This is a genomic window from Actinocrinis sp. (genome assembly GCF_035605935.1).
GTDB lineage: Bacteria > Actinomycetota > Actinomycetes > Streptomycetales > Catenulisporaceae > Actinocrinis.
Window position 1 is genome coordinate 1 of the sequence record NZ_DATNGK010000279.1, and the last position, 16,979, is coordinate 16,979.

At 68.3% G+C, this 16,979-nt stretch carries 10 protein-coding genes; 7 read left to right on the forward strand and 3 right to left on the reverse strand.

What is annotated here, in order from left to right; genetic code table 11:
• Positions 1-212 precede the first annotated feature (212 nt).
• A complete protein-coding gene (locus VN779_RS22705; protein ID WP_325726675.1) occupies positions 213-1,010 on the reverse strand; it encodes an IclR family transcriptional regulator in 798 nt (265 codons plus the stop codon).
• A gap of 139 nt (positions 1,011-1,149) precedes the next feature.
• Here VN779_RS22705 and VN779_RS22710 point away from each other — a divergent pair, with 139 nt between their 5' ends.
• The 7 genes from VN779_RS22710 (at position 1,150) to VN779_RS22740 (ending at position 12,793) form a co-directional block, all read left to right on the forward strand.
• On the forward strand, positions 1,150-2,544 hold the full coding sequence (locus VN779_RS22710) for an ABC transporter substrate-binding protein (protein WP_325726677.1): 1,395 nt from the start codon (positions 1,150-1,152) through the stop codon (positions 2,542-2,544).
• Between the two features lie 88 nt (positions 2,545-2,632).
• Positions 2,633-3,670: a sugar ABC transporter permease gene (locus VN779_RS22715; protein ID WP_325726679.1), complete on the forward strand. Its 1,038-nt coding sequence runs from the start codon at positions 2,633-2,635 to the stop codon at positions 3,668-3,670.
• On the forward strand, positions 3,667-4,593 hold the full coding sequence (locus tag VN779_RS22720) for a carbohydrate ABC transporter permease (protein WP_325726681.1): 927 nt from the start codon (positions 3,667-3,669) through the stop codon (positions 4,591-4,593). Before VN779_RS22715 ends, VN779_RS22720 begins: the two co-directional genes overlap by 4 nt.
• 12 nt (positions 4,594-4,605) lie before the next feature.
• Positions 4,606-5,946, forward strand: coding sequence for a glucarate dehydratase family protein (locus VN779_RS22725; protein ID WP_325726683.1), 1,341 nt, complete (start codon positions 4,606-4,608; stop codon positions 5,944-5,946).
• A gap of 151 nt (positions 5,947-6,097) precedes the next feature.
• A complete protein-coding gene (locus tag VN779_RS22730; RefSeq protein ID WP_325726685.1) occupies positions 6,098-7,522 on the forward strand; it encodes an extracellular solute-binding protein in 1,425 nt (474 codons plus the stop codon).
• Positions 7,523-7,524: 2 nt separating this feature from the next.
• A complete protein-coding gene (locus VN779_RS22735) occupies positions 7,525-11,946 on the forward strand; it encodes an eIF2A-related protein (RefSeq protein ID WP_325726687.1) in 4,422 nt (1,473 codons plus the stop codon).
• Positions 11,947-12,268: 322 nt separating this feature from the next.
• Positions 12,269-12,793 (forward strand): Lsr2 family DNA-binding protein, encoded by a 525-nt coding sequence (locus VN779_RS22740; RefSeq protein WP_325726689.1) that lies wholly within the window; start codon positions 12,269-12,271, stop codon positions 12,791-12,793.
• A 267-nt stretch (positions 12,794-13,060) separates the two neighbouring features.
• Here VN779_RS22740 and VN779_RS22745 read toward each other — a convergent pair whose 3' ends face one another.
• Together VN779_RS22745 and VN779_RS22750 are read right to left on the reverse strand one after the other, a co-directional pair.
• The gene (locus VN779_RS22745) at positions 13,061-14,416 is read right to left on the reverse strand and encodes a ricin-type beta-trefoil lectin domain protein (RefSeq protein ID WP_325726691.1); all 1,356 of its coding nucleotides are present in this window, start codon (positions 14,414-14,416) and stop codon (positions 13,061-13,063) included.
• Positions 14,417-14,714: 298 nt separating this feature from the next.
• On the reverse strand, positions 14,715-16,898 hold the full coding sequence (locus VN779_RS22750) for a putative Ig domain-containing protein (protein WP_325726693.1): 2,184 nt from the start codon (positions 16,896-16,898) through the stop codon (positions 14,715-14,717).
• Positions 16,899-16,979: the final 81 nt, after the last annotated feature.

Consider the following 16,979-nt stretch of genomic DNA (forward strand, 5'->3'; position numbering starts at 1 on the left):
CTTCTGAAATCCGGACAGGTGCCAGTCCTTGGCGATGATGACCAGGATCGCGGCGATGATGCCGAGGTCGTAGCCGAACAGAATGCCGCCGAGCGCGCCGAAGAAGTAGAGCGTGGACCGGTTGATGCGCCGGCCCACAGGCGCCGTCGCGGTTTGCGTCATGGCGAAACCACCTTCTGTCGTGGGTGTGGGTGTGGGTGGATGTGGACGTGTCAGCGGATCCCAACGCGTCGCAGCTGCTGACTGAGGTCATCGGCCACCTCGTGTAGCAGCTTGCCGACGTGATGCAGCTGTGCATCGGTCACTTCGTCGCAGGGCATTGAGCAGCTCATCGCGTCGGTGGCCGGGATGCGGTACGGCACTACCGCGGCCGCGCATGCCACGCCGGCGGTGCCCTGCTCACGTTCGGTCGCGTAGCCCCGCGCCCGGGTCGTTGCGAGTTCGGCACGCAGCGCCTCGCGATCGGTGATCGTCCGCTCGGTGAGCGCGGGCACCGTCGTCGGCAGCAGCTTCGTGAGTTCCGCGTCCGAGAGCTCGGCGAGCAGCGCCTTGCCGAGCGAGGTCGCATAGGCCGGTAGCGTGCGGCCGACCCGGGAGACCAGATGCGCTGAGCGGCGTGACTCGCGGGTCTCCAGGTACACGATGTCCGCGCCGCACAGCCGCGCGTAATGCGCCGTCAGACCGGTCTGCTCGCGCACGCGTTCCAAGGCGTCGGTCGCGTAAGGCATCACTGGATCACGGTCAAGATAAGCAGTACCGCAGATCAATGCACGAACGCCGAGCCGGAACCTGGTCCCGACGTCGTCTGCCTCAATCCAGCCCAGGTCACGTAGCGTGCGCAGTAAACCGTGCAGGCTGGAGCGGGGAAAGCCGGTCTGGGCATGTAATTGCGTCATTGATGTCCAGGCATGGTTTCTGCCGAACGCCTCCAGCAACTCGATGGCGCGCCGGGCGGACTTCACCCCGGCCACGGCTTCCGCGTCGGTCCCAGCCTCTCCGACGACCGCCATGACGTTTCCTTCCTTCCGGCCGTCTTGTAACGAACCTTGACCAAGTCCGCTTCCCCGAATATGTTTCACACGCTGCACATGCTTCATGCTCGTGTCAACTATTCACATACATGAACGGCGTCTCAGAGTCGAGGTGTCCATGCACTCCAGGAAGCTGCGGCCCGCAGGAACGGGCCGCGCGATGCTGGTCGCGCTGGCCGGCTGCGCGCTGGCCGGCACGGCGGCGCTGTCCGGGTGCAGCGCGTCGTCCACCGCGGGCGGCGGCAGCGGTGGCGGGGGATCGTTGCCGCAGTCGAAAAACGCTCACGCGACCGGCGATCTGACGGTGTGGATCCGCGGCGCGGGGGACTCGCCGAAGGCCTATCGGAAGATCTTCGACGCGTTCACCGCGCAGTCCGGCATCAAGGTGAACATCGCCACCGCCACGCTCACCGACTTCGAGACCAAGCTGACCGCCGCGGCCTCGGCACATCGGCTGCCCGACGTCGTGTTCGACGACGCGGCGCAACTGGGCAACTTCGAAAGCCAGGGCATCATCCTGCCCATCGACAAGGCCAAGTTCGCCGGCGCCGACCAGCTGACCGACCTGGCCTGGAAGTCCGCCACCGACCTGCACGGCCAGCCCTACGCGGTCCCGTTCTCGGCCCAGGCCAACGTATTGCTGATCCGCAAGGACTGGCTGGACAAGGTCGGCCTTCAGCCGCCGAAGACCTGGGACGAGCTGGCAAGGGTGGCCAAGGCCTTCACGACGCAGGACCCTGACGGAGACGGCAAGGCGGACACCTACGGCCTCGACGTGCCCGGCTCGACCGCGCGCGGATACACCTCGTGGTACTGGTCCAGCTTCCTGTACCAGGCCGGCGGCGACTTCGTGAAGTCCGCCGGGAACGGCAAGTACACCGCGACCGTCGATACCCCACAGGCCGTGCAATCCGCGCAGTTCCTGGAGAACCAGGTGTGCACCGCCAAGGACGTGCAGCCCTCCGTGCTCGGCGACGACACCACCGCGACCAACAAGGCGTTCCAGACCGGCGTCGCAGGCATCTACCTCACCGGCCCCTATGCCTACGCGACCATGGACGCGACCACGGTCAAGGGCAAGTACATCGTGATCGCGCCGCCCGCCGGACCGACCGGCACCGCCGCGACCCTCGCCGAGGGCACCGACATCTTCACCATGGCCGACGCCAAGAGCGACGAGGCGACCAAGCTGGAAGAGTTCATGATCACCCCGCAGGCGCAGCAGCTCGGGATGACCGGCGTCAAGACGGCCACCGTGGTGCGCCTGCCGGTGAACAAGAACGTGGACGCGGCGACCGTGCACAGCGGCGACCAGCGCTGGCAGGTGGCGCAGCAGGTGTACGCCGACGCGGGCCACTACGAGTGGGACAACCTGCCGAACTGGACGGCGTTGCGCCAGAAGGCGTCCGAGGAACTCAACAAATTGCTTTCCTCCTGCGGTGACACCCAGTCCGCGCTCACGACGCTCAACAGCGACCTGAACTCGGTGCTGCGGCAGCAGGGGGTCGGATGATGCGTGCGCAGGTATCGGCTGCGGCGTCGATTCCCCGACGGCGCCGCGCTGCTGCCAGACTGTGCGGCACGACCACGGGAGCGCCGCGGTGACCGCGCAAGCATCCCCGGCGTCCAGTCCCGAGGTCCCGGTCCCGGCCGCACGCGCGCGCGGCCGGGATACCGGTTTGTCCGCGCCGGTCACTGCCCCAGACGGTCATCCGGCACAGCTCTTCGAGCCGACGACGGCCCGGCAGCTCGCGCCGCGCCGCCGAATGCGCCGCGCCCGGCACCGGCTCGTGCCGTGGCTGTATCTGTCCCCTGTGTTGATCTTCATCGGGGTCTTCAAGCTCTGGCCCACGATTTGGGGTATCTACCTCAGCTTCTTCCACGTGCGGCCGTATCTCGGCAACCAGTACGTCGCCGGAGCCAACTACCAGCGCGCGTTCAGTGACCCCGACCTGCGCGCGGCCGCGCTGCACACAGTGCTCGACACGATCGGCGCCGTGGCCGGCTCGATCCTGGTCGGCTTCGCTCTCGCGCTGCTCTTCGAAGGGCCGGCCCGGCATCTGCGGATTCTGCGAACGGCCGTGTTCCTGCCGACCGTGGTGGCTATGGTCGCCGCCGCCTCGCTGTGGCAGACGCTGCTCTATCCGAGCAGCTACGGCGCGGTGAACTCGCTGCTAGGTGCGTTCGGCCTGGGGCCGGCGCCGTTCCTGTCGAGCACGCACTCCTCCCTGGCCTCGGTGATCCTGATCCAGGTCTGGAAGAACGCGCCGTACGACATGGTCATCTTCGTCGCCGGGCTGGCCGGGATCGACCGGCAGCTCTACGAAGCCGCGCACATTGACGGCGCCGGGGCGTGGCAGCGGCTGCGCTATGTCACGCTGCCCTCGCTGCGGCCGATCACCACGATCGTGCTGACTCTCGGCATCATCAGAGGCCTGCGGGTGTTCACCGAGATCTGGGTCGCCACCAGCGGCGGCCCGGCCGGGTCGACTCAGTCCGTGGTCACGTACATCTACCAGCAGTTCAGCGAGAACAACGACGCGGGCTACGCCGCCGCGATCGGCACCCTGCTGCTCGCCGTCACGATCGTGCTGACGTGTCTGAATCTGTGGTGGCGCAACCGAAGGGAGGCATGGTGAGCAGCGGCGCCTACACACGGCCTAGCGGTGGGGGAGTAGCGGCCACCGCGAGCACTCTGGGTCTGCGGCCGCCCCGGCGGCTCACCCGTGGCCGTGCCGGGCGATTGACGCTGCGTTTACTGCTTTACGCAGCCGCCGTCTTCGTGTTCGTACTCCCGCTCTGGACGCTGGCCGCGACCGCCTTCTCGGGCGGCCTGGCCCGTCTCGGCCAAGTGATGTTGCTGCCGAAGCACGCGACATTCGGCAACCTCAGCCAGGCGTGGAACCTCGGCGTCGCCCGCGGATTGCTCAACTCCGTCATCGTCGCGGTGGTCGGACTCGCCCTGCAGCTGACCGTCAGCACCCTGGCGGCGCACGCACTGGCCAGAAAGCGATTTCGCGGATCCACGGTCGTGCTGCTGCTGATCCTGGCCACGATGATGATGCCCGAGGAGGTCATCGCCGTCCCGCTGTTCCAGGTGCTCGGCAAGATCCCCCAGCCGTTCACCGGCGGCACGCTGGTCAACTCGTACGCGGGCCTCATCCTGCCGCTGGTCGGCTGGGCGCTGCCGGTGTTCGTGCTCACCGGGTTCATGCGGCGCATCCCGATGGAGCTGGAGGAGGCCGCGCGGGTGGACGGAGCCTCCGAGCTGCGGATCCTGACCCGGATCATCGTGCCGCTGTGCCTGCCCGCGCTCGGTACCTGCGCCGTGTTCGGCTTCCTGATGATCTGGGACCAGTACCTGCTGCCGTTGCTGGTGGCGCAGACGCCGGATATGAATACTCTGACTGTCGTGGTCACCAGCCTGCAAGCCAGCCAGGAGCAGGGCGAAGGGGTCAAGCTCGCGGCCGTGCTGGTGCTGATGGTGCCGGGCGTCTTGGTTTACCTGGGCCTGCAACGGCTCTTCGAACGCGGCCTGCTCAGCGGCTCGCTCAAGGGATAGAAGGACGACTCAGTGCACGATGACGACAACCCGGCTGGCGGCCAGCGGCTGACCGTCACCTCGGTCACCACCACACCGATCGCGGTCAAGGATCCGCCGCTGCTCAACGCCTCCGGCTGCCATCAGCCCTATGCGTTGCGCTCGATCATCGAGCTGCACACGGATGCCGGTATCACCGGCATCTCTGAGGCGTACGGCGACGATCCGACCCTAGAGCTGCTGAACCGGGCCGCCGCCGCGCTGCCCGGCCTCGACGTGTTCGACATCAATGGCCTGGCGCAGCGGGCGTCCGAGTCGCTCGGCGCCTTCACCGCGTACAACCCGACCGAGCTGATCGGCCCGACCGGCGTGGACAAGACGGTCGCGCAGATCGTCGCGGCCTTCGAAGTGGCTTGCTACGACGCCCAGGGCAAGGCGACCGGCCGGCCGTTGGTCGATCTGCTCGGCGGCGCGGTGCGCGAGAGCGTGGACTTCAGCGCCTACCTGTTCTACAAGTGGGCCGAGCATCCGGCGGGCGGCGGCTGCGACTTCGAACCCGATGACTGGGGCGCGGCGCTCGACCCGGACGGCATCGTGGCGCAGGCACGCAGGATGGTGGACACTTACGGCTTCGGCTCGCTCAAGCACAAGGGCGGGGTCTTCCCGCCGCAGGAGGAGATCGAGGCGATACGCGCGCTGCGCCGGGCGTTCCCCGACCATCCGCTGCGGATCGACCCCAACGCGAACTGGAGCGTGCCCACCAGCCTGCGCGTGGCCAAGGAACTCGAAGGAGAGCTCGAATACCTGGAGGACCCGGCGCCGGGCATTGCCGGCATGGCCGAGGTCGCGGCCGGCACACCGCTGCCGCTGGCCACCAACATGTGCGTGACTTCCTTCGCGGACATTCCGGAGGCGGTGCGCCGCGGCGCGGTGCAGGTCATTCTTTCCGACCACCACTTCTGGGGCGGACTTCGCGCTTCGCAGCGCCTGGCCGGAATCTGTGCGACCTTCGGGCTCGGCCTGTCGATGCACTCGAACACGCATCTCGGCATCAGCCTGGTCGCCATGGCCCATCTCGCCGCCGCGACGCCGAACCTCACCTATGCCCTCGATACGCATACTCCCTGGCAGCGCGGCTTCGGCTACGCGCGAGACACTCCGGATTTCCAGGACGTGATCCGGCCCGGCGTCCTGACCTTCGAGGCCGGAGCATTGCGTCTGCCCGACGGACCCGGGCTCGGCGTTGAAATCGACCGCGACGCGCTAGCGCGGCTGCATGAGCAGTACCGCAGCTGTGGCGTCCGGCGCCGCGATGACATCACGCACATGCGCCTGGTCCACCCCGACTGGACCGGCCAGCGCCCGAGATTCTAGGCGGCGCGGCATTTTAAGAGCCGGCAACTTTTAGGAGTCAGTATTCGATTGACGGATCGTCAGTAGCGGCCCGAATGGGTAGGGTTTCCGGCGGGGAGCGGTGCGGCGCAACGACAGGATGAGCCACCGCGGAACGGGGTGAACGGCCGGAATGCCTCCTCGCAGGCGCGTCAGTGCACGTCGGCAGTGGTCGGCGGGCACGAGCGCGCTTGCGCTCACCGCAGTCGCCTTGGCCGGCTGCGCCTCGCCGCCGCCGGATTTGACCGACCCGGCCAACCGCGCGGAAGGCTCCGGGACGATCGTCTGGGTTTCCAGCCCGACCCTGCGCAACGCCAGCGACGACGCGCGGCAGGTGCTCGTTGACGCCTTCGAGCAGGCGTATCCGTCGATCAAGGTGGATTTGCAGCCGGGACCGGACAACTCGGATCGGCTGCGCGAAAAGCTCAGCGGCGAGATCTCCGCGGGCTCGGTGACCCCGGATGTCTACTCCGGTGACGTCGTCTGGCCGGCCGATTTCGCGCAGGACGGTCTGGCGCTGCCGCTGAACGGATACCTGCCCGACTCGTTCTGGTCGCAGTTCGCCAAGCCCGGCACCCCGCTCGCGGACAACACGCTGATCCAGGCAATGAGCTACCGGGGCAAGATCTACGCGGTGCCCTACTTCATCGACGAGGGCTTCCTGTTCTATCGCAAGGATCTGCTGGCGCAGGCCGGGCTGCCCGCGCCGGCCACCTGGGAACAGCTCGTGGCGGACGCCAATGCGCTCAAGCAGCGCCATCTGCCGTACCTGTTCGCCTGGCAGGGCGACGCGTACGAAGGACTGATGTGCACGTGGACCGAACTGCTCGCCGATGCCTACGGAGGGCAGAGCACGCCGGACTCCTCCGCCGCCATCGTCGACCAGTCAACGGCCACGCGGCTGGCATCCCCGCAGGCGCTCAAGGCGCTCGACTTCCTTCGAGCGCTGATCAATGACGGGCTCTCGCCGGCGGACGTGTCCGGTTACGAGGAGCCGCAGGCCGATTCGGCCTTCGACAACGGAACTGCCGCGTTTCTGCGCAGCTGGGACTCCTCCTACGCCAACGCGATCAGCGCCACCAGCGTGATCCACGACCCGGCGCAGGTCGGCGTGATGCCGCTGCCCACCTTCGCAGGACAGCAAGGCGTCGGATTCTCGGTCATCGGCGGCTGGAACCTCTTCGTCAACCCGCACAGCCGCAACCTCACCGCGGATCTGACCTTCCTGCGCTGGATGGCGGGCCCGCAGGCGCAACGCATCCTGGCCACTCAGTTCTCGGAGATACCGAGCAACTACGCGGTGCGCACTGACCCGAGCGTGACCTTAAACAACCCGGTCCTGGCCGCGGCGACGCGCACCAGGCTGATCAGCCGGCCGTCCTCGGCCCCCGGCTACGGCAGGCTAAGCCCCACCATTTACCTGACCCTCCACAAGGCGCTGCCCGCCAAGCCGAACGCTCACGCCGCCGATCCCTGCACGACGTTGTTGAGCGCGGCGACCCAAATCGACTCGACGGTACGCAGCACCCTGCCATGCGACGCGGCGGGAGGTGGCTAGCCGTGGCCATCGTGCCCGAAGACGAAGCACGCACACCCGAACCGCGAGACGCGGTACCCGGCCTGGCCGAGCGAGCCCGCGAGAGCATCCGGGTCTGGATTCGGCTGCGCGGGCGCGGCGTCCTCGGCGCCGCTCCCTTCGCGCTCGTCGCCGCGCTGACCGCGGCCGCGCTCTCGCCCGTCGCGATCCCGCTGCTGCTCGGCAACGCGGCTCTCGCGCTCTCCGGACTGCTCGGCCAACTCGGCAATATCGGCGCGGAGCACATCGCGCACGTCATCGAGGACGTGGTCGCACAGCTGCGCGGCGAGGCGCGTAGCGGCCGGCCTCTTGATGAAGCGCTGGCCGACGAACGGCTGCAGGCCGCCCTCAGCAGTCGGCTACAGAAGGAACTCGACGGGCCGCAAGCGGCCGCGCTCCGCGTCGAGATGGCGCAACTCCTACATCGGGTGGACGGCGTGGGTACTGCGCTCGACGCGGCCGTCCACAGCGGCATCGAAGGGCTCTCTGTCTATATCGGCGAGACGGTGAACCTGCTTAGCCAGACCTCAGTCGAGTTCCACGCACTGCGCGACGACGTCATGTCGGGACTCACCGTCATCCAGCACGATCTGGCCCGGATCGAAGCCATGCAGCGCGGTCACGCCGAGCAAGTGGAGCGGGTAGGCATTCAGATCGCCGAACTGCACCGGCAGTTGGCGGTAGGCCGAGGCGCGGTCCGAGTTCCGCTGGAACTCACCGCGGCCGGATCGCAGGCTACTGCGATCACTGAGGCAACCCCGGACGTCAAGCCCTATCCCGGACTGGAGGCGTTCAACGAGCAGACCGCGTACTGGTTCCACGGCCGCGAACAGCTGATTGCGCGCCTGGTCACCCGGCTGCGCCAGCGCTTGCAAGGCTTGTCGATGGTGCTCGTGGTCGGCGCGTCCGGCGCGGGCAAGTCCTCGGTACTGCGCGCCGGTCTGATTCCCGGGCTGGACACCGGCGCGCTGGCGGTGACGGGCTCGGAGCGCTGGCCGCGCGAGGTGATGAAGCCCGGCCAGACCCCGCTACAGGAACTCGCGGTGCGCCTGGCCAACAGGCTCGGCGGAGACAGCGTCGAGATGGCCGCGGCGCTGCGGCAGAACCCGAACAACGCGGTCCTGATCATGCGGCAGGTACTCGATTTCGAGCGGCGCAGGCGCGACGGCGCGGCGGCCGACCACCCGGAGCCCGCCACGCGAACCAGCCGCCTGGTGCTGGTGATCGACCAGTTCGAGGAGATCTTCACCCAGTGCCACGACGGCCTTGAGCGTCAGCGGTTCGTCGACGCGTTGTGCGCCGCGGCCGAGGGGAAGCCGGACGATCCTGCCCCCGCGCTCGTCGTGCTCGTGCTACGCGCAGGTTTCGTCGAACACTGCACCGCGCACCCCGCGCTGGGACCGGCGCTCAGCGACCAGTTCATCGTCGGCCCGATGAATATCAGGGAGCTGCGCGAGGCGATCGAGGCACCAGCCCGCGACGCCGGTCTGAGCGTCCAGACCGGCCTGGTCGAAACCATGCTGACCGACCTGGAGGCGGTCACTTCTCCAGACAGCGGCGCCACCACGTACGATCCCGGCAAGCTGCCGCTGCTCGCGCACGCATTACGGGAGACCTGGGAAGGCAGGGAAGAGGGGAAGCTCACCATCACGGCCTATACGGCGGCGGGCGGCATCAAGGGCGCGGTGGCCAAGAAGGCCGACGAGGTATACGAGAGCTTCGACGCCGACAGCAAGCGGGTCGCCCGGATCCTGCTTGAGCACATGGTCGCGGTCCGCGCCGACGCCGAGGACACCCGGCGCCGGATGACCCGATCGGCCCTGCTCACCGAAGTCGCGGGCAGCGACCTGCCGACCGCGCGGCGCGTACTGGACCGCCTGGAGCGGGAGCGGCTGGTCACCAGCGATCAGGACACCGTGCAACTCGCCCACGAGGCGCTGCTGCGGCACTGGCCCGCGCTCGGCGAATGGCTGGAGGAACACCGCGACTGGCTGCGCACCCTGCAACGGCTCACCGCGGGCGCGCACGAGTGGCGGGCCGGGGATCAGCACCCTGACCTGCTGCTGCACGGCACGCAGCTCTCCGCGGTGCGGGCGGAACTCACCGAGGCGCGGCGCGGCGAACTCGGCCGGCGGGAGAACGAGTTCCTGCGTGCCTCGGAGCGCCGGCAGAAGCGCAACGACCGGCTGCGCTTGGGTGTCGCGATGACCCTCACCGCGGCGCTGGTCGCCGCCGCGGGCCTCGGCTTCGTCGCGAAGAGCAACAGCGGCGCGGCGCACCGGCAGCAGACCATCGCGCAGGCCCGGCAACTCGCGGCCGAGGCGGACGCGCACCGCTACACCGATCCGGAGGTCGCGCTGCTGCTTTCCCTGGCGGCGTACCGGATCGCGCCGACCGACGCCGAGGCCGTCAACAGTCTGCTCTCCAGCCAATCCGGCTACTTCACCGCGCGCCTGCCGAATATTGCCGGAGCGGTGAACGCCGTCGCGTACGATCCAGCCGCGCCGCTAATCGCCGCGGCCGGCCAAGAGAACGCCGTGACCCTGTGGGACAGCGACGCGACGGACGCGGGCACCGGCTCGCCAGACGCGGGCAAGCGGTCGCCGGTCGCCACGCTGGCCGGCGACTCCTCCTTCTACGCGGTGGCCTTCGATCCTGCCGGTCGGCTGCTGGCCGCGGGGCAACAGAATGGAACCACCGTGCTTTGGGACCTCGCCACGAAGACGCGGCTGGGCACGGTCAGCGCCGGACCGGATGCGATCGACACCGTCGCCTTCAGCCCGGACGGCAGCGAACTGGCTACCGCGGGCTATGCCGGCACGGTCTCGCTGTGGAATGTCAACTCGCTGAAAAAGGTCGCCGAGGCCCGAGTGCGGAACGGCACGATCAGCAGTATCGCGTTCAGCCCGGACGGCAAGGCACTGGCCGCCGCGTGCACCGACGGCGAGATCCGTATATGGCAGACCGCTGATTTGCGCGCTCGCCCGCAGGAATTGGCCGGGCACACCGGTCTGGTGCGTTCGGTCGCGTTCAATCGCGCCGGAACCCTGCTCGCCTCCGGCGGTGATGACACGACCGTACGCCTCTGGGACGCGAAAACCGGTGGTGCGCTCGGAGTGCTCGGCGGGTCGGCCGGCCCGGTGCGCGCGGTCGCGTTCAGCCCCGACGGGACCAAACTGGCCAGCGCCGGCGAGGACGATGTCGTGCGGCTTTGGGACGTCGCCGCCCGCGGGCAGATCGGCGCCCTGACGGGTTCGACAAACACGGTGGCGGGAATCGCGTTCAGTCCCGACGGGCATGTACTCGTCGGCGCGGATACGGACGCCACGATCGGCCTGTGGAATGTGGCGGCGCCACAGCAGACCGGTGCGATCGCCACGGCGGCCGTGGCGGCAGCTCCTGGCTCCGCCGGGCTGCTGGCCACCTCCGGCGCGAATCAGCAAACGTATCTGTGGCGCTCCTCCGGGCAAAGGCTCTATGCCGCCCTCGGATCGAGCGGCGGTTCGGGTGCGAGTGCGGGAATCGCCTTTAGCCCGGACGGCCGCAGGCTCGCCACCTCCATCGCCGGAACGGGCGCGGTGGTATGGGACGCGGCGACGCGACGAAAAATCCGCGCGCTCGCCGCGCCCTCCCCCATCGACGCGATCGCGATCGGCCCGGCGAGCCACGGTAGCGGCGAAGACGGCGTGGCGAGTTCTGATGGCGCCGGTGACGTCATCGCCGCCGGAGGTGTCAACGACTCGATTTACCTCTGGGGTCCAGGCGCCACTGAACCGTCCTGGTCCAACGGGCTGCTCGGCGGCCCCATCACCACGGTCGCGTTCAGTCCGGACGGCACATTGCTGGCCGCCGGAAGCCAGGACGGCACGATACTGCTGATCCGGTTGTCGCTCACCGGCGGCCGGCTCAGCGCGAACGTCATCGAACAACTTTCCGGTTCCTCCGGCGCGGTGGAGTCGGTGGCGTTCAGCCCGGACGACCGCACGCTGGCCGGCGGCTCCGCGGACGGCACCGTGCGGCTGTGGGACACCCGCGACCCGAACAACCCGACCAGTTTCACCACGCTGTTCGGGCAGAGCCAGGCGGTGGTCGGGGTCGCGTTCAGCAGCGATGGCAGTACCCTGGCTTCCTCGGCCGCCGATCACACCATCCGGCTGTGGAATGTCGCCGACCCCAAGACGCCATCCGCACTGGTGACGCTGAATGGCCCGAGCGATCCGACCGCGGTGGCCTTCGAACCGGGCACCAGCACCGTGGTCGGCGCGGCGGCCGACGGGACCGCGCTGTTCTGGGACACCGACGCCGCCGCGGTAGCCGCGCGCATCTGCGCCTCGAACCCGGCCACGGCCGCGCGGATTCTCACCCCGGCCTTGCTCGGCGGCGATTATCCGGCACTGTGTCCGTAACCGGGCGCCCACGTCGCGGCTCGAACGGCAGTTCTTCGCCTTGCCCTTCGCCTAACGGCCGGTCCATCTCCCGGCATTGCCTAGCGCAAGAACCGCACGCACCTGGGAATTCATCAAACGAGAATCAGAAGTCTGCTTTTCCGGGCGGGATTTCGGGGCGCGCGCACGGCTTCCGGTGTGCGGCGGATGCGCCGGTACTAACGCTTATGCGCTGGGCCGATGCACGTGAACCGCGCTACAACCGATACGGTATGCAAATTGAACTGACCGGGTGACGCCGGCGTTTAGGTATGCGAATTGGTCGCTTGAAGGGAAAGTCACTGTGGCTCTTAAACGAGTGTGCGACATCACCGGCACGGACCGCGACGTGGAGATCTGCGACGTGACCATAGCCGGCCAGACGATCAAGCTGGATCTCGCCCCGGCCGGCGTGGACAAATTGCGCGAGTTCTTCGGCGCGGTGGTCACCGTACAGCACCCGCTCGCCTCGCGCGCCGCCGCGGCAGCCGAGTCCGCCCCGGAAGCAGCCGAGCCGGAAGCAGCCGGGCAGGCCGAGGAAGCGCAGGCCACTGAGGTGCCTGCCACCGAAGCCGAGACAGAGGTCGAATCCGAGTCCGCGCCCGCGCAGCGTCCGGCTCGCCGCGGCCGGCGGTCGGCGGCAGCCAAGACCGCGCCGCAGAACGTCAAGGGCGGCCGGAAGAAGGCGACGCCGCGGCGCGGGGCCAAGCCGGTCACGCCGGGCACCTCCGAGATCCGGGAATGGGCCAGGGCCAACGGATACGAGATCGGCGAGCGCGGCGCGATCCCGGGCCGGATCCGTTCGGCGTACACACTCGCGCACGAATAAGCGGCCTGCCTCTGCTGAGCCGGGCGGCAACGAGCACTCGGTGGCTATGGCACCGGACTCCCGGCCACGTCGGCGTTCCCCCACTCCCCGTCGTGGCCGCGGCGTCGAGCCAGATTCCCGAGCCGGATCAGAACTCTGAATCAGAAGAGAGACCGCCCTCCCGGCACCGAAACGCCGGGAGGGCGGTCGCCCCCTGGACTCACAGAACTTTGCGTTGCCTAGGCTGTGTGCAACACGGCCTACCGGCTACCGGTTACCGGCCATCGATTACGGCACGCTCCACTGCTGGTTCGCGCTGTCGGCGCACGCCCAGATCTGCACCTGGGTGCCAGAGCCGCCGAAGCCGGTGTCATCCAGGCACTTGCCGGAGTTCGGGTTCACATACTCGCCGTTGGACTGGTGCTGCCACACCTGCGCACCAGTCCCATTGCAGGTGTACAGCTGCACCTTGGTTCCGTTCGCGGTTCCCGCCGCCGAGACGTCAAGGCACTTGCCGAGCGCCTGTAGCTGATTGCCGGAGGTCAGTGACCAGGACTGCGCGTTGGTGCCATTGCACGTGTAGACCTGCACCGGAGTGCTGTCCGCACTGTTGGCTCCGCGCACATCAAGGCAAAGCCCCTGATATCCGGTGACCGGTCCCGAGCCGGGCGGCGGCGGAGGCGGCGGGTTGGTTCCGCCGGTGAGCTGGTTGAAGATGCGCGAATAGGCGTAACCGGTGCCCTTGTCGTAGCCGTCGACCTCCCAGAAGGCCAGCTCGGCCACGCCGTTGCTCGCCGCGAAGCCCTCTAGGCTCTGCGCGTCACTCTGCGAGAAATAGGCGCCGTCGTCGTTGGTGCCGGCAATCGGGGTCAGGCCCATCTTCGCGTAGGCCGCGGAGGTGGAGATGCCGTACAGCCCGGACAGCTGGTTCGCCGTGTTGCGGGCCGCCGACTCGGCGTCGCTGAGCACCGGCTGACCGTCGGAGAAGTCCATCGTCATGATGTTGACGATGCTGACGTTGACGCCCTGAGCCTTCGCGTCCTGCAGCAGCGCGTACTCCGAGCCGTTGCCGGTCGGCAGGCCGCCGGGGCCGACGCCGAGCGTGAAGTCGACCTGCACGGCCGGGTTCTGTCGCTGTAGCGCGGCCAGCGCCTGGTCGCGGCGGGTGTTCGCGGTGGTGTCGCCCAGCGTGCCGCCTTCGATGTCGAAGTCGAGCCGGGTCACCGCGGTGCTGTTGACGATGTTCGCGTAAGCGGTGGTGAGCGACGAGACGCTGGTGCAGGTCTGGGCCAGCTCGCCGCCCTGGGCGCCGCCGGAGGAGATGATGACCTGGCCGCCCGCCGCCTGCAGCGAGCTGATCTGCGAGTTGAACGTGGTCAGCCCGTAGCCGCCGTCCTCCCACTGTGGGGTGCAGCCGGACTGCGGGATCAGGAAGGCCAGCGTGTAGTACTTCAGCCCGGTGGCGTTCATGTCGGCGGTCATGTCGCCGGCGTCGCTGCTGCTGATCTGAAGGTAGGGAGCGGCGAAGTGGGCCGGAAGCGCGGGGCCGGCCGCCTGGGCCGATCCGTCGAGGGCGAGCAGCAGACCGCCGGCCGCCAGCAGCGGCAGCGCGGTCAAGGTCGCTTTGGTGCGGGTCAATCGCATAGGTGGTCTCTTCTGCGGTGAGTATGGGTATAAGCATACTGAGACCGTCGCGCCGAACGGTTGGGGGAGCGTGCGAACACGACCGGATGGACGCGCCGCGCCGCACTCGCGGGCGTACTTCCGGCGAACTCTTATTTCGCGATTTGATTAAACTCGTAAACCAGAACTGAGTCAAGGGATGCGCGCAAACCCGTCGACCTCGGTGTCAGCGCAGATCAGAGCCAAAAAACCGGCCAGAAAACGCCGAGCGGGGGCGAGACCGAAGTCTCGCCCCCGCCCGTACTCGAGCCGGTGTTTGTCAGGACACGTTCAGCGCGTTGTCATCCACCACGAAGGAGGTCTGCAGCGAGCTGTCTTCCGTCCCGGTGAACTTCAGCGTGATGCTCTGGCCGATGTACGAGGCCAGGCTGAAGCTGTGCTGCGCGTACCCGCTGATGTGGTTCAGGTTCGAGTACGTCGCCAGCGTGCCCACGACGGTGCCGGACGAGTTGAGCACCTGCACGCTCAGCTTGTCGTAAGCGGTCGTGGTCGTGGTCTCCGAGGTGTCGATGTGCAGGTAGAACGAGAAGTTCGCGTTCTTACACGTCGACGGGATGGAAACCTTCTGCGAGAGAGTGTCGGTGTGGGTGGTGCCATAGCCGTCAAGCCACGCGTAGTACGTGCCACTGTGCGAGGTCTCGCCGGCGCCGTTCGGGTTGATCACACCGGCCGTCGACGACCACGGGCTGGCCGAACCAGTCTCGAAGCCCGGGTTGCCGAGCAGCTGCGCCGCGGTGCAACCGCCGCCGGAGGGGTTGACGGTCCAGCTGAAGGACGCGGAGCCGCTGGCGCCGGTGCTGTCCTTGGCGGTGACGGTGACGCTGGAGGTTGCGGCGGTGGTCGGGGTGCCGGAGATCAGGCCGCTGCTGGAGATCGACAGGCCGGCGGGCAGGCCGGTGGCGCTGTAGGTCAGCGTCTGGCCGGATGCCGAGTCGCTGGCGCTGATCTGCAGCGAAACCGCGCTACCCACGGTGGAGGTCTGCGAGCCCGGGTTGCTGACGGTCACCGTGTTGCCGCCGGCCGGGCTGACGGTCCAGGTGAACGACGCCGAGCCGGTCGCGCCGGTGCTGTCCTTGGCGGTGACGGTGACGCTGGAGGTTGCGGCGGTGGTCGGGGTGCCGGAGATCAGGCCGCTGCTGGAGATCGACAGACCGGCGGGCAGGCCGGTGGCGCTGTAGGTCAGCGTCTGGCCGGATGCCGAGTCGCTGGCGCTGATCTGCAGCGAAACCGCGGTACCGACCTTCGTGCTCTGCGAGCCCGGGTTGGTGACGGTCACCGTGTTGCCGTGGTTGAGGATCTGGTGCGAGATGGCGCAGGAGTTGGTGTCGTTCGACCAGCTGGCCTGCTCCGAGTACGTGCCGAAGGAGCCGAAGCTGATGTTCGCGGCGCCGCCGGCGCTGCCAGGGCTGATCCAGGCGCACTCGTCCGAGTTCTCCTGGCCGTTGAACGAACTGCCGCTCTGCTGGTTGGTCCAGCCGCCGGCCGGGTTCTGGTCCGACATCATCTCGTGCCACTCGTGGCCGAGGGTGATCGAGTAACCGTCCGTGGTTCCGGGGGAGTTGACGAATCCGACGCCGCAGCCCGCACCGGAGTCGATGTTGTACGGCTGGTTGCTGAACGCGATGTCGCCGTAGGGCGAGGAGACCGCGCCGCCGGTCAGGGTGCTGTCGCCGTTGTAGTCGTGCCACGCGCAGTACTGGCCCTGGTAGCTGTCCGGGTTGGTGCAGTGCGGCGAGGCGATGATGTAGTAGGAGTCGCGGTTGGCCGCCGCGGTGGTGTTGCCGAAGTGCGCTACGGCGTTGACGGCTTCCTGGCCCAGCTGGTGCCCGGACGCAGTGCTCGGTGAGGCCGCGGAGTTGTCGTACCAGACGCCGGCCAGCACGCCGCCGCTCTGGTACGGGATGAAGTTCGCGTTGCTCGGGCAGCTGGTGGCGCCGGCCGAGACGTTCGGGCCGTCACACCACTGGGTCAGGTCAGCGGACCACAGCTCGCCGTTGGTGCCGATGCCCTTGAACATCTGCTGAGCCACACCGGCCGCGCCGGCGGAGTCACCGCTGAACTTCAGGTTGCCGTTGGCGTCCGTGCTCGACGTTCCCCACTGGGTGCCGTAGAAGACGATGTACACCTTGGAGTGGCCGCTCTGGACACCGATGCCGTCGATGCCGCCGCCATAGGACAGCGTCTCCGGGCCGGTGGCGGTAACCGCGCTGGGGTGCGCGGCCGAGTACGAGTTCATCTTCGCCTGCTGCGCGATCGTCGGGATCACGCCGTGGCGGTAGGGGTGCTGATAGGCGGGGGAGTACGGATTGGCCGAGTTGGCGGCGGCGTTGGCGGGAGTGAACGCGGTCAGCGTCATCCCGGTGGCGAGGGCGAGGCCGGCGGCAGCGGCCAGCGGGACTCTCAGGCTGCGGCGTCGTGCCGCGGCCGTGGGTGGGTGGGTCACCTGCATATCCCCTTTATCTCGGGTGGCGGCGGCGCATGTGGGTGCGTCCGGCCGCACGGGAGTGCGGACCGTTTCCTTGGG